This is a genomic window from Ruminococcus sp. zg-924 (assembly GCF_024433635.1).
Classification (GTDB): Bacteria; Bacillota; Clostridia; order Oscillospirales; family Acutalibacteraceae; genus UBA7067.
On sequence record NZ_WNJZ01000020.1, the window covers coordinates 14,620 to 38,357 of the forward strand.

General features: G+C 39.0%; 18 protein-coding genes, 1 tRNA gene and 1 pseudogene. 2 read left to right on the forward strand and 18 right to left on the reverse strand.

The window, feature by feature from the left end; genetic code table 11:
* Positions 1–118: 118 nt before the first annotated feature.
* The 9 genes from GMA13_RS09500 to GMA13_RS09540 form a co-directional block, all read right to left on the reverse strand.
* On the reverse strand, positions 119–961 hold the full coding sequence (locus GMA13_RS09500; RefSeq protein WP_255884300.1) for a DUF5050 domain-containing protein: 843 nt from the start codon (positions 959–961) through the stop codon (positions 119–121).
* A gap of 166 nt (positions 962–1,127) precedes the next feature.
* Complete coding sequence (locus GMA13_RS09505) at positions 1,128–2,171, reverse strand: RHS repeat domain-containing protein (protein WP_255884301.1); 1,044 nt, start codon at positions 2,169–2,171, stop codon at positions 1,128–1,130.
* Positions 2,123–2,356 (reverse strand): hypothetical protein, encoded by a 234-nt coding sequence (locus GMA13_RS09510; RefSeq protein WP_255884303.1) that lies wholly within the window; start codon positions 2,354–2,356, stop codon positions 2,123–2,125. Before GMA13_RS09510 ends, GMA13_RS09505 begins: the two co-directional genes overlap by 49 nt.
* Positions 2,328–2,876: a DUF5104 domain-containing protein gene (locus tag GMA13_RS09515; RefSeq protein ID WP_255884305.1), complete on the reverse strand. Its 549-nt coding sequence runs from the start codon at positions 2,874–2,876 to the stop codon at positions 2,328–2,330. Before GMA13_RS09515 ends, GMA13_RS09510 begins: the two co-directional genes overlap by 29 nt.
* Before the next feature lie 18 nt (positions 2,877–2,894).
* Complete coding sequence (locus GMA13_RS09520; protein WP_255911142.1) at positions 2,895–4,157, reverse strand: RHS repeat-associated core domain-containing protein; 1,263 nt, start codon at positions 4,155–4,157, stop codon at positions 2,895–2,897.
* A 75-nt stretch (positions 4,158–4,232) separates the two neighbouring features.
* On the reverse strand, positions 4,233–5,216 hold the full coding sequence (locus tag GMA13_RS09525) for a DUF5050 domain-containing protein (protein ID WP_255884309.1): 984 nt from the start codon (positions 5,214–5,216) through the stop codon (positions 4,233–4,235).
* Between the two features lie 14 nt (positions 5,217–5,230).
* Entirely contained in the window at positions 5,231–11,224 is a 5,994-nt protein-coding gene (locus tag GMA13_RS09530; protein WP_255884311.1) for a DNRLRE domain-containing protein, read from the reverse strand.
* A gap of 355 nt (positions 11,225–11,579) precedes the next feature.
* A complete protein-coding gene (locus tag GMA13_RS09535) occupies positions 11,580–12,020 on the reverse strand; it encodes a hypothetical protein (RefSeq protein WP_255911146.1) in 441 nt (146 codons plus the stop codon).
* A 578-nt stretch (positions 12,021–12,598) separates the two neighbouring features.
* Positions 12,599–13,741 (reverse strand): AAA family ATPase, encoded by a 1,143-nt coding sequence (locus GMA13_RS09540; RefSeq protein ID WP_255884315.1) that lies wholly within the window; start codon positions 13,739–13,741, stop codon positions 12,599–12,601.
* A 453-nt stretch (positions 13,742–14,194) separates the two neighbouring features.
* Here GMA13_RS09540 and GMA13_RS09545 point away from each other — a divergent pair, with 453 nt between their 5' ends.
* The gene (locus GMA13_RS09545) at positions 14,195–14,854 is read left to right on the forward strand and encodes a helix-turn-helix transcriptional regulator (protein ID WP_255884316.1); all 660 of its coding nucleotides are present in this window, start codon (positions 14,195–14,197) and stop codon (positions 14,852–14,854) included.
* Positions 14,817–16,028 carry a tyrosine-type recombinase/integrase gene (locus GMA13_RS09550; protein ID WP_255911149.1) on the forward strand — a complete coding sequence of 404 codons (1,212 nt, stop codon included), beginning with the start codon at positions 14,817–14,819 and terminating at the stop codon, positions 16,026–16,028. Before GMA13_RS09545 ends, GMA13_RS09550 begins: the two co-directional genes overlap by 38 nt.
* 98 nt (positions 16,029–16,126) lie before the next feature.
* Here GMA13_RS09550 and GMA13_RS09555 read toward each other — a convergent pair.
* From GMA13_RS09555 to GMA13_RS09595, 9 genes and pseudogenes are all read right to left on the reverse strand, one after another.
* Positions 16,127–16,203, reverse strand: a tRNA-Met gene (locus GMA13_RS09555).
* Positions 16,204–16,303: 100 nt separating this feature from the next.
* Positions 16,304–17,494 carry a [FeFe] hydrogenase H-cluster maturation GTPase HydF gene (gene hydF, locus GMA13_RS09560; protein WP_255884319.1) on the reverse strand — a complete coding sequence of 397 codons (1,191 nt, stop codon included), beginning with the start codon at positions 17,492–17,494 and terminating at the stop codon, positions 16,304–16,306.
* Positions 17,495–17,540: 46 nt separating this feature from the next.
* Positions 17,541–18,965, reverse strand: coding sequence for a [FeFe] hydrogenase H-cluster radical SAM maturase HydG (gene hydG, locus GMA13_RS09565; protein ID WP_255884320.1), 1,425 nt, complete (start codon positions 18,963–18,965; stop codon positions 17,541–17,543).
* 63 nt (positions 18,966–19,028) lie between these two features.
* On the reverse strand, positions 19,029–20,078 hold the full coding sequence (hydE, locus tag GMA13_RS09570; RefSeq protein WP_255884330.1) for a [FeFe] hydrogenase H-cluster radical SAM maturase HydE: 1,050 nt from the start codon (positions 20,076–20,078) through the stop codon (positions 19,029–19,031).
* Positions 20,079–20,313: 235 nt separating this feature from the next.
* On the reverse strand, positions 20,314–20,562 hold the full coding sequence (locus GMA13_RS09575; protein ID WP_255884322.1) for a TM1266 family iron-only hydrogenase system putative regulator: 249 nt from the start codon (positions 20,560–20,562) through the stop codon (positions 20,314–20,316).
* A gap of 309 nt (positions 20,563–20,871) precedes the next feature.
* A complete protein-coding gene (locus GMA13_RS09580) occupies positions 20,872–21,411 on the reverse strand; it encodes a flavodoxin family protein (RefSeq protein ID WP_255884324.1) in 540 nt (179 codons plus the stop codon).
* 89 nt (positions 21,412–21,500) lie between these two features.
* Positions 21,501–22,085 carry a cyclophilin-like fold protein gene (locus tag GMA13_RS09585; protein ID WP_255884326.1) on the reverse strand — a complete coding sequence of 195 codons (585 nt, stop codon included), beginning with the start codon at positions 22,083–22,085 and terminating at the stop codon, positions 21,501–21,503.
* Between the two features lie 139 nt (positions 22,086–22,224).
* Positions 22,225–23,087: pseudogene (locus tag GMA13_RS09590) on the reverse strand (DUF3737 family protein).
* 9 nt (positions 23,088–23,096) lie between these two features.
* Positions 23,097–23,327, reverse strand: coding sequence for a hypothetical protein (locus GMA13_RS09595; RefSeq protein ID WP_255884327.1), 231 nt, complete (start codon positions 23,325–23,327; stop codon positions 23,097–23,099).
* Positions 23,328–23,738 lie beyond the last annotated feature (411 nt).

Below are 23,738 nucleotides of genomic sequence, written 5' to 3' on the forward strand. Positions count from 1 at the left end.
AGTCATAGGTTATCGCTCGTGATTTTTATTCACTATTGTATATTCTGTTTATACAGCATTACAGCCCCACAAAGTGGGGCTGTAATGCATAGATTTTGTTGTAACACTTAATTTGATGTTATTTTTCATTGAGCACAATCCGTTCAATCGTATTGCCGTTTTGCGACACTCTGTAAATCTCTCCGCACATATTATAAAGGTAAATCCATTCCGTATCGAAAATATAGATTTCCTCTGCCCTTAAATCGCATAGCTTATTGATTTCACCACTTGTGTCACACGAGAACACACCACCCTTTGTAGAATAATAAACCATATCCTCGCAGGAATTCATACTGTCGATTTTTTCTTGGTAAATAAATTCTGTTGTTCCGTTTTCTATTGAATATCTATACATACCGTTTTCATAGCAATCAATATAAAGATAGCCGCCGCACTCAAGAAAATATTTACATCTAATTGCTTCAAGCTCGCTGATATATTCGCACTTTCCGTTACCCTTATTTATATCAGTTCGATAAAGCCATCCGCTATCGTTCATAACATAAACTGTGTTATCGTGTGGATAAAAAGCAACAGGATGTCCCGTAATACCGTACAAGTTAAACTCATCCTCACCGTTTTTCTTTACGCTAAGCCTACTGCTGTTCCCCGGAAAACGAATTATTAAATCATCAGATAAATAAACGCTTGTTGACCAGAAAATTAGATCAAAATCGCTCGTAACAAGCTTTTCTTTTTTATCATCAAGTACTGAATACTCATTTGTAAAACCGTCTAATAAAAGCAAGTCATTTTTATACTGAAACATTAACGGATTGCAGAACATATCAGATGCAGATATGGTTTTAGAACCCTGAATCAACACATTGCATCCGTTGTTATTTAATGCATAAACTCCCCTGAACCACACTTCGTTTGTGTAATAACTGCAATAAAGTGTATCGTTCGCATATGTCATTCTCGCCCCGGCATTATTATTGTTAAAGGAGTTTTCCAACTGATGATACTCAAACTTACTAGCGATTGGATAATTATAAAAATTACAAGAATTTAGACAAAAAGAACAGTAAATTATTAAAATAAACATCAGCATATTCCTTGCTCTTTTCATACGATCCTCCTAATTACCAATAAGCATAGTGTGTTTTGTTTGACACGCAACGAGACATACTCTTATTGGAATTTTTATCATAATAAACACTATATTCTTTATTTTCAACTTTGATAAAAATAAGAATTTTATCATCACATTGGTTGCCATACATAGTCATCTGTTTCATAAAATAACTTTGTGACGGTGGAGAAAAAACAGTCAACACAAAATTAATAAGAGTTGCAGAAGCTGCCACACGATTATCAGGACAATAAGTGAGCATATCCGAAAATGTTGATAACGCTTTCCATGCATAATCAATAAATCCCCAATTGTCATCTAAATATTTCAACCATTCATTAGATGTCTTTCTCATAGCGTAATAATATGACTGCTTAAAATATCTTAATCCACACATTTTAGTATAGGTATATATTTCATAGCCATCCTTTATCATTTTTCCAGTATAACGAGCTTTGGGATCATTATTTTGGCATTTCTTTTTCGAGTTAAAAATAGAACCCCATTTTGTATGGAGATTAGAATTGATTATAGACTGGTCGTATGTATCATTATCTGGAATCGGTACATAATAATATTTACCACATCCGTCATTATCAACATAATTCAAATAGTTATTTTCACAATACGCAAACATATTCGTTCCGAGCACGCTTGCTCCCATATCACAATATTTATCCGCATTCAAAAACCTACCTGTTACAGGGTCATAATATCGGCTTTGGAGATAGTAAAGTCCCGAATCGGCATCATAAACATACCCACGGTAAAGGAACGGATTGTAATTTACAAGGTCAACAGTTGTGGTTGTCGGCTTACGCATCTGAGTCGGCTTGCCCCATTGGTCGTAGGTGTAAATTGCAATGCTGTTGCCGTTTTCGTCAACAATTCGCATTATGTCGCCCTGCAAATTCTTGATGTAATAATACATCACGCCATTGTAGAGGACTGAGCTTACACTGCCGTTTTGGTCATAATAGAACATCAGGGTTTTATCGCCGACTGTCATTGAAACAAGGTTATTACTATCATCATAATAATACTTTGTTGCCAATCCGTCAATATTTTTTGTGTTCTAATGCCGGAAATATCATATGAATAGCTTGTTGTTTTGTCATTCTTTGTTAACGTCGCAAGCTGTCTGCCGTTTTTCCATGTAAACTTCATTCCGTCACGGTAATCTATCGGGTTACCTATAGTTGTAATTGTTTCATTCTTTACAAAATATAAAAACTCCAAAATAATCTTTATTTAAATATTCCGCTTCATCAAACACCCTAATTATATAATCGGAATACTCGGAAGATTCTCTAGATTTTTCGGTTGATACTACTAATGATACTATTCCTTCTGAATTATTGTTTTTACACAATAAAAACTCAAACCAGTAAGCAGCCTCATTTGTTTTTACATAAGCTAAACACTCATCAAATATATACTGTTCCGAAGCCTCAAATATATCGACCTCTACTGAATAATTATAATCTACGCTATATTGTGTGCCTTTGTAAAAATTAAAGAGAGCATCAATTGAATCTTCAGTTACAGTAGTTTTGGCTTTATCAGAAAACAAATCAATCAATTTATCTCTATCATTATTTTCTAAAGCATTTAAAATTTGATTTAAAACATTCTTTCCATATTTCTCAGAATCATCAGCAGTATTAACATGTTCATTGTTATTAAACAAACGACAAGAAGTAAATAATAGACAAATTGGAAATATCAAAAACAAACAGAAATATCTAATAAATTTCATGAAATCCTCCCTTATGTTTCAAAATTTCAAAATAGCTATATACTTACTATATTTAAATTTCCACTCACGATAACCCTTGTATTTTTTGTAAAATGCTTTAAAAAGTCCCTTTTGTTTTCTGAAATTAATCGTAAATTCAACTGAAAGATTTTTAGCTTTCACATTTTGATATTTAGGATTGAAACCGGTTATCCACCAAGCGTTACTGCAGTAATAATAAATTATCTTTTTATTTTTATATTTAAGGTACATTGACATTGGCAGTGCTAACGATTTATTAACTGTCCAGTGGTATTCACCACCAGTATAAATTCCTAATTCTGCCCCAGCACCTAGATTAATATAATCTCCTTTCCAAGCCCATAATACATATGATTTTTTGTTATAAGTAAAAACATACTTTTTACTTACCATACTCGTGCCTATTGCAAATACTATATCATATAAATCATTATATCCAAAATATTGTTGCCAACAATTAAAAGTAGCATGGTAAACACCATATCTATCCTTTTTCATCTGAAGAAACCAAGCACCTATACCAGCCGTATCAACACCAAGTTTTCTAATAATAGTATGTCCATAGTGAATACCTAAATTTATATATTTCTTAACTTCTTTCCAAGTCCTATTTATTGACTCACCATGTTCGTCAACATTGCTAATTGGATTATTCTCGCAATACGCAAACATATTAGTACCCAATACGCCTGTTCCCGTATCGCAATACATATCCGCATTAATAAACCTACCTGTTACAGGGTCATAATATCGGCTTTGGAGATAGTAAAGTCCCGAATCAGAGTCGTACACATAACCTCTGTAAAGAAACGGATTATAGCTTACTATATCAACATCCGTATTCGATGGTTTTCTCATAGTCGTGGGTTTGCCCTGATGGTCATAAGAATAGATTGCTACTATATTTCCGTTCTCGTCAACTATTCTTGTTATATCGCCCTGCAGGTTCTTAACATAGTAATACATCGCATTGTTGTATTGAACCGAGCTTACGCTTCCGTTTGCATCATAATAGAACATCAGCTTTTTATCGCCGACAGTCATTGAAACAAGGTTATTACTATCATCATAATAATACTTTGTTACTGTTCCGTCAATACTTTTTTGTGTTCTTATACCGGAAATATCATATGAATAGCTTGTTGTTTTGTCATTCTTTGTTAACGTTGCAAGCTGACGTCCGTTTTGCCATGTAAACTTCATTCCGTCACGGTAATCTATCGGGTTACCTACTTCATCATAAGTTATCTCACATTTCAATTATTCGGTAATAAGCACAACAGTCCCACCTCGCAGTGAGGCTGTTGTAACGGACTTTAAAAAATAATATAGATATTATTGCTCATCTAATACAATTGTTTCAACTGCATCACCATTTTGTGATACTCTGTAAATTATACCTGATTCATTATACAGATAAACCCATTCCGTATCAAAAATATAGATAGATGAATTGCTTATATCGGTAAGCTTTTTTATCTCACCTTTTTTATTGCAGGAAAACACACCGTCCTTGTTTGCGTAAAATACAGTTCCGTTATATGTATTCATACTTGTTATTTCAGAGATGTCGATGGTTTTTAATTCTTCACTTTTAAGGTCATATCTGTACATTCCATGATAAGAAGAGTAGTAAAGATAATCTCCGCTTATCTCCATAACACGACAACCTTTATCGTTCAATGTGCTAATATACTCACATACACCGTTATCCTCATATATATTCGTCTTATAAAGCCAACCCAAGCCATTCATCACGTAAAGCTCGTCGCCGTATGGATACACTCCCGCAGCAGTGCCTGTATAAGCTGTCAGGTTAAATTCATCTTTATCATTGACAATTACCCTTATGTCTAAAGCATCATAATAATATATCTTAAGTTCATCAGTTAAGTACATTACTTCACCGTAATGATAAGAGTCATTATCAATCGGGATTAGTTTGTTATTCTTATCAATTCTACTGTACTTATCATTATCCCTAAAGGTGTTTTCCATATATAGATTATCATTATACTCGAAAAAGTACGGATTACAGGTCCAATCAAGTATATTATCATCGCATTCGACGATTTCTTCTACACCATCATTGTTTACTGCATAAACACCCTTAAACGAACCTCCGTTGGTATATTTGGGACAATAAAGTGTGTTGTTATGATATCCCATTCTTGCGCCGCTCAAGGTATTGTTATATGAATTCTCAATTTCCTTTGCGCTGAAATCGCTTGCCGTTGGGTATTGCTGAGCACAGGAGCAGAAAGCTACTGCGCATATTGTCACCGATAATACTAATATTATTTTTTTGTACAGTTTCATTTTACTCTCCTGCGTTACCAATAAGCATAGTGAGTTATTATTTCAAAACAGCGAGTTTTATTCTTTTTGCTTTTTTTGTCATAATATACACTATATTTTTTGTTTACAACTTTTACACAAATCAATATAGAGTGATTACGTTCCTTTTTATTAACACTCATTTGAACATCAAAATATGTAATCGGTTTCGGAATCCAATTTGTTAAGAAAAAATTCAAAATGCCTGATATATTAGAAACATATGGATTATATGGATGATATGATAAAAATTCTGTTATATTTCCCATTACACGCTTAGTATTTACTAAAAAACCCCAATTATCATTTATATAATTATTCCACTCATATTTTTTCTTTCTTAACGCATAATATTCAGACTGTTGAAATTGTTTTAACCCAAGCATTTTTGTGTAAGTAAATATTTCATAACCATCTTTATATGTACACCCAGTATACGAAACACTTGAATCAAAATAGGCATCATTTTCACCAGAGTTAAAAACAGAACCTTTTTTGTTGATTAACCCTGAATTAATTATAGACATAAAAAACCTATTCCTTAACGGAGCTCTAATATATGTCTGCGAATATCCATTAGAATCCACATTATTAATCTGATTATTCTCGCAATACGCAAACATATTAGTACCCAATACGCCTGTTCCCGTATCGCAATACATATCCGCATTAATAAACCTACCTGTTACAGGGTCATAATATCGGCTTTGGAGATAGTAAAGTCCCGAATCAGAGTCGTACACATAACCTCTGTAAAGAAACGGATTATAGCTTACTATATCAACATCCGTATTCGATGGTTTTCTCATAGTCGTGGGTTTGCCCTGATGGTCATAAGAATAGATTGCTACTATATTTCCGTTCTCGTCAACTATTCTTGTTATATCGCCCTGCAGGTTCTTAACATAGTAATACATCGCATTGTTGTATTGAACCGAGCTTACGCTTCCGTTTGCATCATAATAGAACATCAGCTTTTTATCGCCGACAGTCATTGAAACAAGGTTATTACTATCATCATAATAATACTTTGTTACTGTTCCGTCAATACTTTTTTGTGTTCTTATACCGGAAATATCATATGAATAGCTTGTTGTTTTGTCATTCTTTGTTAACGTTGCAAGCTGACGTCCGTTTTGCCATGTAAACTTCATTCCGTCACGGTAATCTATCGGGTTACCTACTTCATCATAAGTTATCTCACTGTTTTTATACTTTGTCAATAAGTCTTTCCAGTTTGAATCGCCGTAAGTATATGTGGTTGTTGACGGACTTCCCATAGCAGTATTACTGTCAGTGTTCCACATTTGACCGGAGGATGTCATTATATTGCCTGCATTGTCATAAGTATAAAAATACCGTACTGCGCTTTTCTTATCGACAACATTTGTCAGCTGATTCAATCTGTCATATGTATATACATACCTCTCTGCATCATCTTCAGAAACGGTGAGGATATTCCCGTTTTCATCATATGTGTATGAATATTTAGCAATAACGGTATCGCCGTATTTATGTGTTATACTTTCAATCAATTCCGTTGTTTCGTGAGGATTTGCTCCGTCCACATAGGTGTATTCTGTTGTAAACTTTTTGTCCTCGGATATAAGGGTTGAATCAGTAAGCTTTCGTCCAAAATCATCACTTTGTGGGGTAAGGCTCCATCCACCGTTATTCAGCACATAGTTTCCTGTTTCGTCCGTTGAATCGGTTACTGTCTTTGTAGTGCCGTCAACAACGGTTGTTTTTACTGTATTGCCGTTTTCGTCGGTTGTTTCATACTCATAATATGATGAGCTGAGGTCGCTTGAATACTTCGACTTTCCAATACAGCTTCCAGACGGTGAATACTCAAAGTCTGTTGTCAGTCCTGCGCTGTAATCTACAATTCTTGTTATCTGACTCTTTTTGTTGTAGGTGTAGCTAGCAAGAACCTCGCTGTTATTTGCAAGTGCAATAATGCGTCCGAGGCTGTCGTAGGTATAGTCCATCTCATCGCCGTTGCCGTAAACCGAGCCTTCAAGCTTGCCGTTGCCGCTCTCATAAGTGTGGGATATAAGCGGAGTGTTTCCGACTCTTGTTGATACAATATTGCCGAAACTGTTATACGCAAAGCTGTAGCTCATTCCGTTATGACCTATGCCTGTGAGCTTGTTTGCACTGTAGGTGTAGAAATTTGAACTGTTGCCGGACGATACAGAGGTAACATTACCAGCCGCATCATATGTGTATGATGTGGTGTTGTTACGAGCGTCTGTCACGGAGTTTGTTCTTCCGTTTAAGGAGTTGACATCGTACGAATACACATTGCCCCTTTGGTCGCTCTCGGACACGGCATAGTTGCCCGTGCTGTCATAGGTAGTGTGGGTTATTATATGTTCCTTTGAGGTATCAAGCGTGTCGTTGCCGTCTTCAGACGGAATTATTGTTCCCTGTGCAGACGATGTGACATTGCCGTATTCGTCATATGTGGAATGTGAACCGACATACGGCGTTGTGTCAAAGGTTTCTTCCTCTGTACTCTCCTCAGTTGCCGTTGTGTCTGCTTCTGTTTCTTCTCCCGTTTCTTCCTCTGACGGTGCATAATAATCGTTCAGATACTCAATGTTGAGCATCGAATTGAGCGGAGTCATTGTTCCGACATTGTAATCATAAACAAATCGGAAATATACGGTATGAATTACAACATTCTGTTTTTCCGGCATCACACTAAGACTCACCGACTGCTCCTGAGCTGTGGCATAGTTGAATTCTGCGTAGTGATCCTCTGTGCTTTGGTCGTTATAAACCAAGGTCAGCATTATGCCGAATTTACGGTTATCTCTGAGCGGAACTGAATTCGCCTGTGCCGTCCCCAAAGCAGTAAAGGAAACATTCTTTTTATTAACCCTCATACTTTGCGACAGCCTGCATTCGTTGGTCGCTGTTCCGTTAAACTGATACGGTCCGTTCCACGAATGGTTCTCAGTGAAATCACTGTTTGACATTGCATTGTAGTCATTCATACAGCTTCCCTCTTCAAGCTGTATGCAGTCAAACCACGCTGAACCCTGTGCATTGTAAAGAACCATATTCGCTTCTATATTCGCAGTACCTGACGGAACCGCCTGCGTAACGCTGATTCTCTGCCACTTGCTGTCATACGGCACCGCAACGCTGTTATACTGAGAAATAAGGCTTCCGTTAGAGCCGATAAATTTAATCGAAAGCAGTGCGCCGCTCTGCTCCGCTAAATTCATATTTGTAATACCCGAGGTTTTGACATATGCAGACAGAGTAATATCCTTGCCTGTAAGACCGCTTTCGTCTACAGTCTGCTTTGCATAGGTATAGAACTGCCCCTCTCCGCTGTTTGTCACTTTAATCGACTTGTTGCCGAAATACTGAACCGATTCGCCGTCAACCTCTTCGGTTGAGTTGTCATATGTAACACTGCCGCCTGCACTTTCATTTCCGCCGATAGAGCCGTTACCCTGCGGAAAATATGTTGAATTAGGATTGTTAGAGCTGGCGATATAGTTATGGGTATACGACTCCGACACTCCGCTTATTGACATTTCACCGCCTGATGAGCTTGAAATCGAACCGTCAGGATTAAGCACAGATACACAGTTTCCTGCATTGTCAAAGGTGTAGGTCTGGCTTCTGCCCTGCTTGTCCGTAAAGGTTGTGGTGTTGTCATTTGAATAAACGATGTTGATATAATTGCCAACAGAGCCATCAGCTCCATATTCCGTAACCTTTGTAATCCGTTCAATCGAATTATACTTATAACCGATTTTAGCTTCATCAAATGCCGAAATTTCTTCAATCATATTGTTCTGATTGTAAGCAAAGGATGTGCGGTCATAAACATTATTGCTACTGTCCTTGTAGTCAACGGACGATAATTTATCCTTGTCGGCTGGATAGTAGTTAAAGCACACACTTGTGCCGTCAGGCATTGTAATCTGACTTACTCTGGTCTTCTGAGTGTCTGTATTTACCGAATAAGCAAGTGTATATATTCTGCCTGCTCCATCCTGAATTGAAGCGAGCTTACCATCTGCATAGGAGTATACAATTTCGTTGTTGTATTCGTCCTTTTCACTCAATATTTTACCGCCGTTTTCCGGCAGCTCATATTTTGTTACAACATCAGAGCCATCCGTCATATATGCATATGACTCTTCAAACCATAGGGTAAAGCCTAAGCCGTCCTCGTCCTCCCATTCGGTATATGCAGGAGTTTCCTCGCCCTCTTCATATGTTTTCTCGGCAAAATAGTGCTCAGTTCCGTCGCCGTCTGTATATACATAATCATAGCCGTTATCCTGCAAAAGCCGTGAGGTTGCGGCTATATATCGGTTAAACGAGAACTGCCAGCCGTATCCGCAGGGTGAGCCGTTTGCAAACACCTTGTCGGAATCAAAGCTGTTATATGTTGCCGTTATCGAAACAGGCATTCTGTTACCTGTTCCTGAAACAATTAACTGATTTACAAGCATACTGCCCGTATAGTCGCACACAGATGTTGTCGTGTTTGCACCTACATTATTTGTGTGGTAAGACAGACTGCTTTCCGTGCCGTTATAGTTCTTGTAGGTAATGCACAGTGCAGGTATTTTATCGTTTTGGAAGCAATCATATCCGCCGAAAGCGGCACAATTTGCACTGTTCGATTCAAACAAAATACCGTAATTATTCAAGCTTCCGTCATACCATTTCCTTGCGGTCTTTGTAATGTCAAAGCTCAATGCTTCAAAACTTCCGCTTTCGCAGGTGTTGTAATCAATAGTTGCACTGCTGTACCCAACACTGTTCCATGTTGCGTTATCATTGTTCCAATCTGTTGTAACTTCGTGCGAGAAAATTGTCATTTCGGGCAATTCACTCACCGGAGCTAAGCGTACACTTGCATTTACAATTCTGTCCGAATTCTTAAGCTCCGGAAGCTGATTGATTTTTACTATACCCTTGTGTATATTGCTTACTCCGTCACTTCCGCCAACGAAAAATGATGTATGGCGTTTCGTTGCTGTGTCAGGTTCATTTGCAACGAGTGAAGCTGTTGTAACGGTATCAAGTGATTCTCCGACTGTCAGCTCAGGGTCAACAGTAACAGGGAAAGAAACTTCTCCGCTTTTCAGCCATTCGCTGTCTATAGTTACTTTTACTGTCAGCTCATTGTTGTTCTGCTCTACAATTGAGAGCGTTACCTTATCACTTTCTACACCGCTTGCATCCTGAACAAAAGGTGCGCTGATTACATATACAACTTCATCACCGGATTTGAGCAAAATAGAGTCAGCACCATTCTGAACTGCACTCAATCCGTTTATTTTATAGCTTACAGTAAATTCAGCTTGCGCTTCGGCGTTTTGGAGTATCAGATTTTCCTTAATGCCCGTTGATGTTATATAGCAATCCAAATCTACATTGTCGTATATATTTCTGTATAAAGCTTCCTGAACTAAATTTTCAGAATACAGGAATTCATCATTTCCGGTAAGCTGAGTTGTATCGTCAACAAACTCTACCGTGCTTTTATTTGTGTCAATATAACCCCAACTAAGCTGGTAGTCATCATTCTTGACCTTGAACATATTATTTTCTTTTGACTTTTTTGAAAGCTTAATGTCAATGTCACTGCTTTTATTTTCATATTCCGGCTTTTCATCGTCAGACTCATTTCCATTGACGGCATCCTGCATTGTATTATCGTACTCTTTCCAGTTGCCGTCACTGTCGAGATAATGCACAGGACTGTTATACTGAACCGCCATTAAACTGCCATCGTCCAGTTTAAAATGCTTTGTATATTCATCTCGTTCACTTTTAATCTCGTATAGAATTTCAGGTTCTGTTTCTGTGATTTCCTGCGATTGTGTTACCACCGGTTCATCTGTTGCATCGGCTGTCGCCGCAACCTGCAATGGACAAAGAAAAGCTGTTACTGCCGTAAGTAATAATGCTAAACAAGAGTTTATGCCTTTTTTTGATTTACCCATACCAATTCTCCTCTCAATTTTGACTTCTTTAATGTACCCTTGAAATTGTTCCAACCAAAAACATCATACAATCATACAATCATACAATCATTTAATCATTTAATCACCCCACACCTCTGTAAATTCATTACAAGTTTATAAACAGCTATACCACGCTTAATTATTCGTATTTTAAATTTGCATTTATCCTACTAAACAATTAAGTAGAGTAAATAATTTTCACATATATAGTAAAAATTATTGCTTTTAGTTTAAGTATATCAGGATGAAGGCTCACTGTAAATTGATTGTTCGTATGAATATTTTGTGTATTTTTGTGAATATTCACCACTACTTTAATTCAATAATTTTATATCTATTCGTCATCCGTCCAGTCTTGTTTATTTATAAACTCATACACCAACCTTTCAATTTCTTTCAAATGATATTTTATTGTAATTGGTGAATGCACAGGAGGTTGTTCCTCTCTTTCAAGAAGAAAATCTATCGCCGTTTTCACTTTACTATGCAAGTATTCCATCTGTTTTTCGAGTATCTCAATTTCTTTTTCAGAAATGTTATTTACAGAATGTGCCACTCTTACAATTTGGTTGATGTTGTTTCTGATTCGGTTAATCTCGATCCATAATCTTAATACTGGTTCGGGGTTCATCATCCTTTTTCTTTCGGATAAGTTTAAAATGTATTTTGATATACTCATTCCCGCAGATTTAGCTCTTTCAGAAATTAACCTTTTCTCCTCTTTTGTCACTCGAAAATGAACTCGCTCAGTTTTGTTTTCCACATTATTTTCCAAGGTATTCTCATTCCCTTTAAAGTTTATTTTTCTGTTGGCTTCATCCTTACGTGAACAGCTTTGCTGTGAGTCGTAAGGAGTGCAAGCACAGATTTTGTACACACATTAATAAAATGTGCGTACAAAATCACCTTGTTGGGGAAATCACCCCAAACCCCAAATCACTGCGTTCAGCGAAATAGTAATTTCAATTTTTGAATTGTGCAAAAGCTAATTTATCAAAAAACAAAAATTGCAAAATTCATTTTTACACATAGAAAAAACAAAAAATAATATTTCGAGATTTCTAATTTCGTATTTTATTTTTAGAAAATGTGTTGACTAAGCAATTCTTTAAAATTACGCTCACACAAAAAGACTAATGAAAATAGTGTCTATAAGTAAAAAACTCTTTAGTGCCAATTCCAATATCTTTAATACTTTCTGCCAGAAAGTATTATTTGAAATTCAAAAATTTTATCTTTTATCTTTATTTTTATATAAGCTATCCGTGACGGTGCGTGTCGATGGTGACGATATTTTTGATACCTAAAACTAATCTCTAAAACACCGACACGACCGTCACACATCGTCACGCTTTACTCTTCAAGATGTAACCTTACCTTTCTCCCGTCATGACAGCGTGTGTTAGTATAATGTATTTTATACTCAGTGAACAATCTTCCTGCATTAATATTCAACTTCATAGTTAAAACATTCGGCTTTACATCAGCACCTAACTCTGCCACCAAAGCAGTAGGACTTCCACACCAGTCTGGCCGTTCTCTTGTAATAAATTGCGCAACCAATTCGAGGATCGGTTCCGGAGGCTCTTTCCAAAGTTCGGTTTCAACCTTTTCTAGCTCCCATACAAGTTTATCGATATTGCGTGTAAGATAAAGTTTCTGGTCTTGCTGGTCTCTTCCGGCCACATAAAGAGTAGCTGAATTACTTGTACGTTTTTCTTTTTGCAGAAGAAAGGCACCGTCAGCTGCACCGAACAAACCATTCGTCCCCGAAATCATATCAAATATATCGTCAGCATATTGCTTGCGAGTATGATGTACTATCAACATACAGATACTGTAATTATCAGCAAACCTTTTAAGCCTTGTGATAATGTCGTAATCACTTGCATAGCTGTATCTATCACTACTAGACTCTCTGATCTTTTTTAATGTATCAACAATAATCAATATAGTATCGGGATGCTCCTGCATGAATCCAGTAAGTTGTTCATCAAGTCCATTTCCAAGCGGAGCTACAGAAATTGAAAAATAGAGCCTATCAGTACCGTCAGTACCAAACATACGATACGATCTCTCTTGTAGCCGTCGGTAATCATCTTCAAGCGCAAGATACAATACTACTCCTTTTCTCACACTATAATTCCATAAAGGAATTCCCATACTGATATGGTACGCAATCTGAGCCATTAAAAAACTCTTTCCAATCTTTGGTGAGCCGACAAAAAGGTAGGTGCCCGGATAAAGCAATCCTTCGATTAATGGCATTTTACTTTTATACACAGTTTCGAACAGTTCACTCATTGAAATGGTATTGAGATATGAAGGATCAAGCTTACGCAGTAACTTTATCTCCATTTCCTTGATAGCTATCTCAGCACATTCTAATTTATTATCGTTCTCATGCAAATTATTATCAACATCTTCATATATCGACTGCCTTGTTTCCCCATCATATGAAGTCATATAGTCAGTCATCATCATTTTATCGTCCATTATTTTCTCCTTTAAAGCAACTAAAAACAAAAAATATTAATTGTTACATTTTGAGATTTGTCTGTCGTCTGATTTTAGTTTTCAATTCACGCATTATTCATCGGGCAATATCAACATTTACCATTATAAGCAGCTTTCGGTATTAGAATTAAGAAATTCACAAAATCGTTCCAAATTTATTAATATCTTCTTACCGGCACGAAAACCAACAATTTTCCCATCTAAGTATAATTGCCTAATCCTATAAGGAGCCACACCTGTTCGTTCCGAAACCTCATTAATGGTCATCATTGTTGGAACATTGTATTCTTTCGCCATCATTATTCATACCAATCCTTTTCATTTAATTTTTAGTAAACTATTGCAATTAGCAGTAATTTATGGTATTTTAATTATATAGCCTTTTTAAGACTATGTAAAGGGCTAAATATTACACTTCAGGAGGACATCATAGTGAATTCGTCTAATATCGGAGCTATTTTAAAGTCACGAATTAAAGAACTGAACTTTACACAAACTGAGTTTGCCGAAAAAGCAGGAATAGGTGTTTCTACATTAAAAAAGTATATTTCCGGACAACTGCCATATTCAATTGAACTTCTTGATAAATTTTCAGAATTGTTAAATTGTTCTTATGAATACTTGTTAGGAAAATCGCCTAAACCGCACGGTTCGTTTCTGGAATTACAACGTCTTACAGGATTATCAAACTCAGCTATAAAAAATTTGTTGGTTATTATCGATTTGAAAAATGAAAATATTAACGAATCATTTGTAGCATTAGAGAAACTAATGGAAAACCTAGAAATACTGGATTATATAGGTACATACCTACTTTACGCAGAGGAAAACGACCCTTTTCTTTATCAGCGTTTATATAGACAACAAACGGGTTTTGGCGGTGTAGAGCTATCTGTAAACGACATTCCGGATTTATTGGTATTCAAAGTAGAAAGACTTATAAAAGCTTTACACACCGATATGAACGCTGAGAAAAAAGAACATAATAACCCAGATACAATTTTATCAAAAGAAGAAATAGACAGTATTTTAAAAGAGCAAAATATAGAATGGAGTGAAGAATGTGGCAAATATACGCGCAAGAAAAAATAAATCGGGCAAAATTATATCCTATGAAATTCGTGTATTCAAGGGCAGAGATAGTTCCGGAAAGCAGTTACAACCCTATGTAATGACATGGAAACCCCAACCAAATATGACCGACAAGCAAATAGAAAAGGAACTTAACACACAAGCTGTTATATTTGAACAGAAATGCAAACACGGTTTGGCTGTTGATACACGCCAAAGCTTTCAGCAATATGCCGAATATGTTATCTCGCTGAAAGAACGAAATGGCGTTAAACATAGTACATTAACTCGGTATAAAGATTTGCTAGCCAGAATAACACCAATAATCGGTTATTTAAAACTTGCCGATATACGTCCTGCTCACTTAAATAAGCTTTACGAGGAATTAAGCAAGCCCGGACAAAACAAGCGAACTGGAGGCTGTCTGTCAAATAAAACCATACTTGAATACCACCGATTGATTTCATCAATTTTTACTCAGGCAGAAAAAGAACTAATTATCCCCTATAACCCCGCTAACAGAGCCACGCCGCCTAAAGTTCAGCACAAGGAAGCAGCCTACTTTGAAATTGAAGATATAGAACGAATTAGAGACTGTCTTGAAAAAGAACCAATAAAGTGGAAAACCCTCATGCATCTCTTCTTAATAACAGGAGCACGCAGAGGCGAAATAGCTGGATTAAAATGGAAGGTAGTTGACTGGAAACATAATCAAATACATATTTGCAACAATCTGCTTTACTCGGCAGATATAGGAATTTATGAAACGACAACAAAAAACACCACATCAGATAGATATGTAAAGCTGCCCAGCGAAACTATGGAACTGCTAAAACAATATCAGAAATGGTATAATAATCAAAAGGATGAGTGTGGGAGTTGGTGGAAAGATACAGACTACTTATTTGTTCAAGACAACGGAAGTCCAATGCATCCTGACAGCATCACAGATTATATGACCAAGTTTTCAAAAAAGTACGAATTACCTCATATTCATCCACACAAATTCAGACATACAATGGCAAGTATTTTATACTTTAACGGTGTTGATAGTATAAGCATATCCAAGAGATTGGGACACGCAAAGGTCAGTACGACAACAGACATTTACAGCCATATAATAAAAAAAGCAGATGAAAAATCTGCTGAATGTATTGCTGATGCTATTTTACGAATAGGCAAAAATGGTAGTTGACCATTTACAGTTGGCTTTTTGTTGGCTTTTTTCGACTGTATTTAATTTAAGCATAAAAATAGCCCCATTAACAAACGGCTTGTTAATGGGGTTTTCATTGGTTGCGGAGGCAGGATTTGAACCTACGACCTTCGGGTTATGAGCCCGACGAGCTACCGAGCTGCTCCACTCCGCGATATATGTTTTAGTGTTCCCTTGAGAACGCTAAAACATAATAACACAAAACCAAAGCTGTGTCAAGGCTTTTTTAAAATTTTCTGAAATTTTTCTTTCGTTTAATAATCCACCTTGTCAAGTATGCCCGTAAGGTACGCTATCACTACTCCGTAGTTGCTCATAGGCACACCCTGACTCTTTGCGCTTTCAACTCTTGACATAACATATCGACGGTTGAACATACACGCACCGCACTGAATAACCAAATCGTAGCCTGTCAAATCCTTGGGAAAGTTCTGTCCGTTTACGTTGTCAATGTGCAATCCCTGTCCGTATCTTGCTTTGAGCATACGGGGCAGCTTTTCTCTGCCGATGTCCTCCTTAAGAGGAACGTGCGTGCAAGCCTCGGCAATAAGTATTTTCGAGTTCTCGTTCAGACTCTCAAAAACGCTTGTGCTGTTAACAAAGTAGTCGATATCGCCCTTGTACTTTGCAAACAGGGTTGAAAATGATGTCAAACGGCTCTCCTCAGGCTTTTTCTCGTACACCGTTTTAAACACCTGCGAGTCGGTAATTATCAGCTTAGGCGCCTTTGATAGAGCCGCAAGAGTCTGCTCAAGGCGGTCTGTGGTACAGCTCATTACAAGACACTTTTTGTCAAGAAGCTCACGCATAGTCTGCACCTGCGGCAGAATCAGCCTGCCCTTGGGCGCCTGAATATCCTGCGGCATAACAAGCAGTACAAGGTCGCCGTCGGCACATAAGTCGCCGGTTATTGTTCTTTCGCCGAAATCATCGGGAACACTGCTGACAAGCGCCTTGCGCAGGCTGTCTATTCCCTCGCCTGTTTTTGCACTTACAGAAATTGCGTCCTTCTTGCAAAGGCTTTCAACCTCATCTTTAATCTCGGAAACATTCTCAAGAACATCAGTCTTGTTTATTACGGGAATGAACGGAATGTTCTGCTGTGACAAAAGCCTCACCCACTGCTTTTCGCTGTTGTCGGGAGCGCAGCTGAATATAAGCAGGGCTATATCGGTCTTGTCGAGTGCATTTTTTGTTTGGCTTATTCTTTTGTTTCCAAGCTCACCCTCATCATCAAAGCCGGCTGTGTCGATGAAAACAACAGGACCTATGCCGTGAATTTCCATTGACTTATATACAGGGTCGGTGGTTGTTCCGGCAACGTCTGACACAACGGAAATCTGCTGATTTGTCAGCGCATTTGTAAGCGACGATTTGCCGCTGTTTCGCTTGCCAAAAAGTCCTATATGCAGTCTTGTGCCTCTCGGCGTTTCATTAAGGCTCACACTATCACTCCTTGAAATACAATATCATAAACCAAATTGCTTTGTCTTAAAATCTGAAATCTCTTTTGCCGTCGTGAAGCTCCTTAAGATACTCGGCGGCTATGCTCTTTACCTTTGGGTTCGTTATCTTTTCAAGCTCCTCCTTGATTACAGCCTCGCCCTTTTTCTGTGTGTCCTCGCTTGCGTAGTCCTCAAGGTACTCCTTAAGAGTCATCAGCGCATTTGGCTGACAGCAGTTTACAATCTGCCCCGACTTCAAAAGACTCATAAAGCGGTCGCCTGTTCTTCCCTCACGGTAGCAGGCTGTGCAGAAGCTTGGAATATAGCCAAGGCTTAAAAGCCAGTTAACAACCTCGTCAAGCGTGCGGTTATCGCTTATATCAAACTGAGCGGAATTCTCCTCCTCCGGCTCAGGCTCGCAGTATCCGCCTACGCTTGTGCGTGACGCACCGCTTATCTGCGAAATGCCAAGGTCAAGCACTTTCTTGCGGCTTGCCTGTGACTCTCTTGTTGATACAATCATACCTGTGTACGGAACCGCTATGCGGATAACTGCAACTATCTTTTCAAAAATATCGTCTGAAATTGCGTTTGTAAACTCGCTTGGGTCAATGTCATCAGCAGGGCAGATTCTCGGCACGCTTATCGTGTGAGGACCTACGCCGTGTGCCGCTTCAAGATGCTCTGCGTGCATAATGATTCCGGTGAAATCATAGCGGTACATATTAAGTCCGAACAGCACTCCAAGTCCTACATCGTCAATGCCGCCCTCCATTGCTCTGTCCATAGCCTCGGTGTGGTAGGCATAATTGTGCTTAGGGCCTGTTGGGTGAAGCTTTTCGTAATTTTCTTTGTGGTAGGTTTCCTGAAACAGAATGTATGTGCCTATTCCCGCCTCTTTAAGCTTGCGGTAATTCTCAACCGTTGTTGCGGCTATGTTGACATTTACACGGCGAATTGCTCCGTTTTTGTGCTTTATCGAATATATAGTCTTTATGCTTTCAAGTATGTACTCAATCGGGTTGTTCACAGGGTCCTCGCCGGCTTCAAGCGCAAGCCTTTTATGACCCATATCCTGCAATGCGATTACCTCGTTTTTAATCTCCTCCTGCGTGAGCTTTTTGCGGCAAATGTGCTTATTCTTGTAGTGGTACGGGCAGTACACACAGCCGTTTACGCAGTAGTTTGACAGATAAAGCGGAGCGAACATTACTATTCTTCTGCCGTAGAAGCGTTCCTTTATCTCTTTGGCAAGCTTAAATATTTTCTCGTTCTCCTCCTCAAGCTCACAGTCAAGAAGCACAAGAGCTTCTCTGTGGGAAACTCCCTTACCCTCTTTAGCTTTCTCAATTATAGAATTGATAAGCTCCTTGTTATTCTTGTTTTCGTCGGCATATTTCAGAGTTTCCTCAATTTCCTCATGATTGATGAACTCCTCTGCCTTAAGTGATTTTGGATCATACTTATACATAGCTTTTACTTCCTTATATTTTATTTTTTGATTTGTATATTAATGTGCGGTAGTGATTTTGTCTTAATTGCCGCATAGCGCCACAGCGTCGCCCCTGTCCGTCACAATTTCATAGCCAATGCTCTCAACTCTGCGGCTTAAGCAAAAGCGGCACTCAGCCGCCTCCTCGCCTGTGCAGATTTTGTTGTCATACAGCGAGTAATCCTTCCTGTGCATAACCGGCGACAAATTCGGCATTACAACATTTGCTCCGGCAAGAATTCCCCTTTCTCGTCCGTCCGGCGCAATTGTGCCAAGTGCGGTTGTTGCCGGCAAGAGAATATTCGGGTGAATCAGCCTGATTATCGCAAGGAGCTTCAATGTTAAGTCACAGTTGCCTGGTTTGAACCTTGCAAACGGCGTGTCCTTATGCGGAATGAACGGCCCTATGCCGACCATTTGCGGTTCAATCTTCTTGATAAACTGCAAGTCCTTGTATATGCTCTCCTGCGTCTGATACGGCGAGCCTACCATAATGCCGACTCCTGTCTGATATCCGATTTCTTTTAAATCTCTTATACACCGCATACGGTTTTCAAAGCTCATTTTTTCGGGGTGAAGTTTTTTGTAGTGCTCACAATCGGCTGTTTCGTGCCGCAAAAGATAGCGGTCTGCGCCTGCGTCAAAGTATCGCTCATAAGAGCGGCGGCTTCTCTCGCCGATAGAGAGTGTAACAGCACAACTTGGGTAAAGCGACTTTATTTTGCTTATTATCCGCACATAATCATCATCCGTATAGTGCATATCCTCGCCGCCCTGCAAAACAAAGGTACGAAAGCCGAGGGAATAACCGTTTTTACAGCAGTCAAGAATCTCGTCCTCGCCAAGCCTGTACCGCCGAGCGTTTTTGTTTGAGGCTCTTATTCCGCAGTAGAGGCAATCATTTTTACAATAGTTTGTGAACTCGATAAGTCCTCGAACATAGATTTTATTTCCGTAATATTTTTTAGCCTGCTCTCGACTTTTTGAGTAGAGATATTCAAGCTCCTGCTTGTCCCCGCAGTGAATAATCTCCTTGAATTCGTCAAAGCTTAAAAAGCCGTTTTGACGTAATCTGTCAACTATATTGTGTATAGCTATCGCTTACAGCTCCTTTCCGTAAGGTTTCGGCTTTTCTGCCAAAATTGTAATTCTGTCAGCACAAAGCTAAACCTATATAGAGATTGAGATTTCAGTGTAAGTTTCACAGTCAACCCCTTGACCGTAATGTTGTCAAGGTAAAAAAATGCAATTAAATCCTGTGCGGGCAATGCCGTAAATTTGACAACATTGCATCTTGCGTCAAACAAGACTGTTAGTCGAAATTCACTTAAACCTTAGAATACAGCGTCTTTGAGTTTATTCCCTCAAGTCTGCCGAGCTTACCCGACAGTGCGCTTATAACATTGCTTGGTGCGTCAAGCACAACGCTTATCACGTTTACATTTTTTGCCCTGTGCGGAATTCCCATTCTGCCGATTATGTATTCGCCGTATTCCGATAAAATGGCGTTCATTTTGTCAACGCTTATGTTGCTTTCAACAACTATTCCAATAACTGCAAGCCTTGTATCGTTCAAGCGTATTCTCCCTTCAAATAAAAATGCGCCTTGCCGATTGACAAGACGCACCGAAATTTCTCTTAACCGATATAAATAGCACAGGGCTTAACCCTTGCCTTTATGGTTTGTCTTTTGCCTTGGATAGCCTCAGCATCAGAGTAATCGGATTTGTTGTCTTTGCGCTCGGAGCGAATCCTTGCGTTCAGCACAATAATATTATATTCCATAATAAGAGATTTAGCAATATTTTTTTAATAAAATCTATACCAATGCCTTTCTCAGCTCAGCTATATCATTTTAATAATAGCGTCCTCGTTTTTGTCCTCTTTACACATTTTTACCGGCTTCATAAGCCTCTGTCAGTCCCTTATGCCCTGCAATGTCGCCTGCATCATTCACTCCTCCGGCGAAAATAACTCCGGAAAGCCTTGCACGTTCAAAGCAGTCAACCCAGCCCTGCACGGCTTTTTGCGCACCCTCAACGGTTGTCTTTTCATCCTCCGCAGCAGTAGCAAGCAAATACACATCTGTAAACCTATAATCGCTGTCATACAGAGGATTAGCACGGTCAAGCATGGTTTTTAGCTGACCGCTGACGCTGTAATAATAAACAGGTGTTGCAAAAACCAACACATCTGCGCTTTTCATCTTTTCTGCAATTTTCACCGCATCGTCACTGATAACGCATTTGCCAAGCTTCAGGCAGGCAAGACACCCACGGCAAAAACCAATGTTTTTATCACGCAAAGAAACTATCTCTGCCTTGTTGCCGGCTTTTTTTGCACCCTTTTCAAATTCTTTTGCAAGCATCTCCGAGTTACTGCCTTTGCGGAAGCTTGAGGAGATGATTAAAACTTTCTTATTCATAGACATACCTCTTTCAAATTGATTTCGTAAGTCAGATAAATCCGATATTGTATTTATCAAACGTATTATGCAAACCGTTTCAAGCTGCTTTATCGTGGGCTTATAAGCGAAAAGGTAACGACTGCATCGTCGCTTCCAAATGCAGAAAGCAGAGCTTCGGCAGTTGCGCCCTCAACCTTTCCAAGGCGGGAATAGCTCCAGCTGTTAGTGCCGTAAAATATAACGATTTGGTTGCCCTGATAAAGCACCACATCTCCGGTGGTTGTGGAGATATGCGTATCTTTGCAAGGCAACGATGTTCCTATGCTTCCGACTTTTTCAAAACCGCCGTAGTCGCTCATATTGATTGTCAAATCACCTTCACGCAGTAAATCACGCAATGCGTCTGCACTGCCGTTATCTGCGAATTTTGCCGTTAATGTTGTGCCATTGGCAGTAATATAAAACTGTGCTTGTTCCATAGGCTCTTCCTCCTTTGATTGTTTTGGCGGCTCTTCATCCGGTTGTGAAGATATTTCCGTTTGTTTCGTCTGTTCCGCCTGCGAATTTGTTTTATCCTCTGACATTGAAAAGGACGTTTGATGGTCCGTCTGTTCAGCAGACTGCTTTGATGAGCAGGCGGACATTATTAGCAAGAACAATAAGCCAAGCAGTATTATGATTGATTTTTTCATTTACAACGTCCTCCTATGCGATAATTCAAATCAAGATAATCCCGCCCTGCACAACAAGAAGCATACTGAAAATGCAGTTTAATATGCTTTCGGAAAAAATGCAGCAATCCATTACTGAATTTCTATACGTATGTATGTGTTATGCGCTTTCCTTGCAAGCACGACAAGCGGAGCAAGTAACAATTTTTCCTTTGGACATCTCATCATCCCGAATTATCTGCCCAACAGACGGAACACAAATTGTACCTGATAACGGATTCTTAATGCTGACAACGGGCGTGGTTATGCTTGCCTCTACCTCGCTCTTTTCAAAGGCAAGATCGCAATCTGTCATTTCGCAGTTAATCAGCTTCAATTTCGTACAATAGCAGAAAGGCTGTGTGCCGATAATCTTGCAATTTTCCAGCGTCAGGCAGTTTGAGTACCATGCAAGATATTCGCCCTTTATTACGCTGTTTTTCACTGTGATATTCTCACCGTGCCAGAATGCGTCCTTTGTTTCAAACACGCAGTCCTCGAAAACCGCATTTTTAATATATTGGAAGGAGTATTTCCCATTGAAAGTCACACCCTTAAAGGTGATATCTTCTGAACGCATCATAAAGTATTCGCTTGTTGCTGTCGTGTTTTCCATCATAATGTCACGGGTAGACCAACCGAATTCAGGGGATATAATGTCACAGCTGCGTATCACAACGTCACTGCATTCCCGCAATGCCTTGATCCCGTGCATTTTGGTATCGGTAATAGTAATGTGGTCGGAATACCAAAGTGACGCCCTGCAAAGCTCGGTCATTTCACAATCCGTAATTTCAAGCCGTGAACATGCCAGAACGGATAGCGCAGATTAAAAAAGCAATGCTCCGCCGTAATATCCGAACATTCCTTAAATGCACTCTCGCCATCGGCAGGACCGTCAAAGGCACAGTTACGGGCAATAAGCTTATGACTGCCATAGAGCGCACGTTCTTCATCAAAAGTTTTATTTTCAATTGTTGTCATAATATAACCTCATACTTTCTCGTTTTCAATTTGGTTCGTCAAATAATCCAGACAGCCAATACAACCGTCGCACCTATGGAACAGGTCGAGCAGCTCTTTGCGATGTTTGGCGAGTATAGCAAGTGCCTCTTTTCTTTGCCCTGCGTCGAACTTTTCCATAAAATCTTCAATAATTGCCTCGTCGCAGTCGCAATCCTTCAAATTCTGAATGATTTTTTCCCTTGTATTACCGATTTGCATGGTATCGTCTCTTTTCCCTTAGTTTTTCGTAATCCATAAATACACATCCCATGTATCGCACTTATTGCTTTCATAGGCACTTTTCAGATTCTCATTCACAACGAAGAAATCGTAAATTACGTCAACCGTCGTTACTGTGATATTGGTAACGGTTACTCCACCGTGTCTTGCCTAAGCTTTTCTTGCCAAAATAAGCGCTCTCTTTTCATCCGGCTTCCCTTTTGTGTGCTATTTTACATTTATATTATATAACCGCCGTCTACAAATAGCAAATACTCATATTGAATCAAAACCACCCGTCTAACGGGTGGTTTGCACAAGGGCTATAAGCCCAAGCTACCGGCCAGCGCCTAAAGACGCTGGCTTTCACTTTAGTTCAAGCCTATTGCCTTTGCCTCTTTCGCCGCCCCT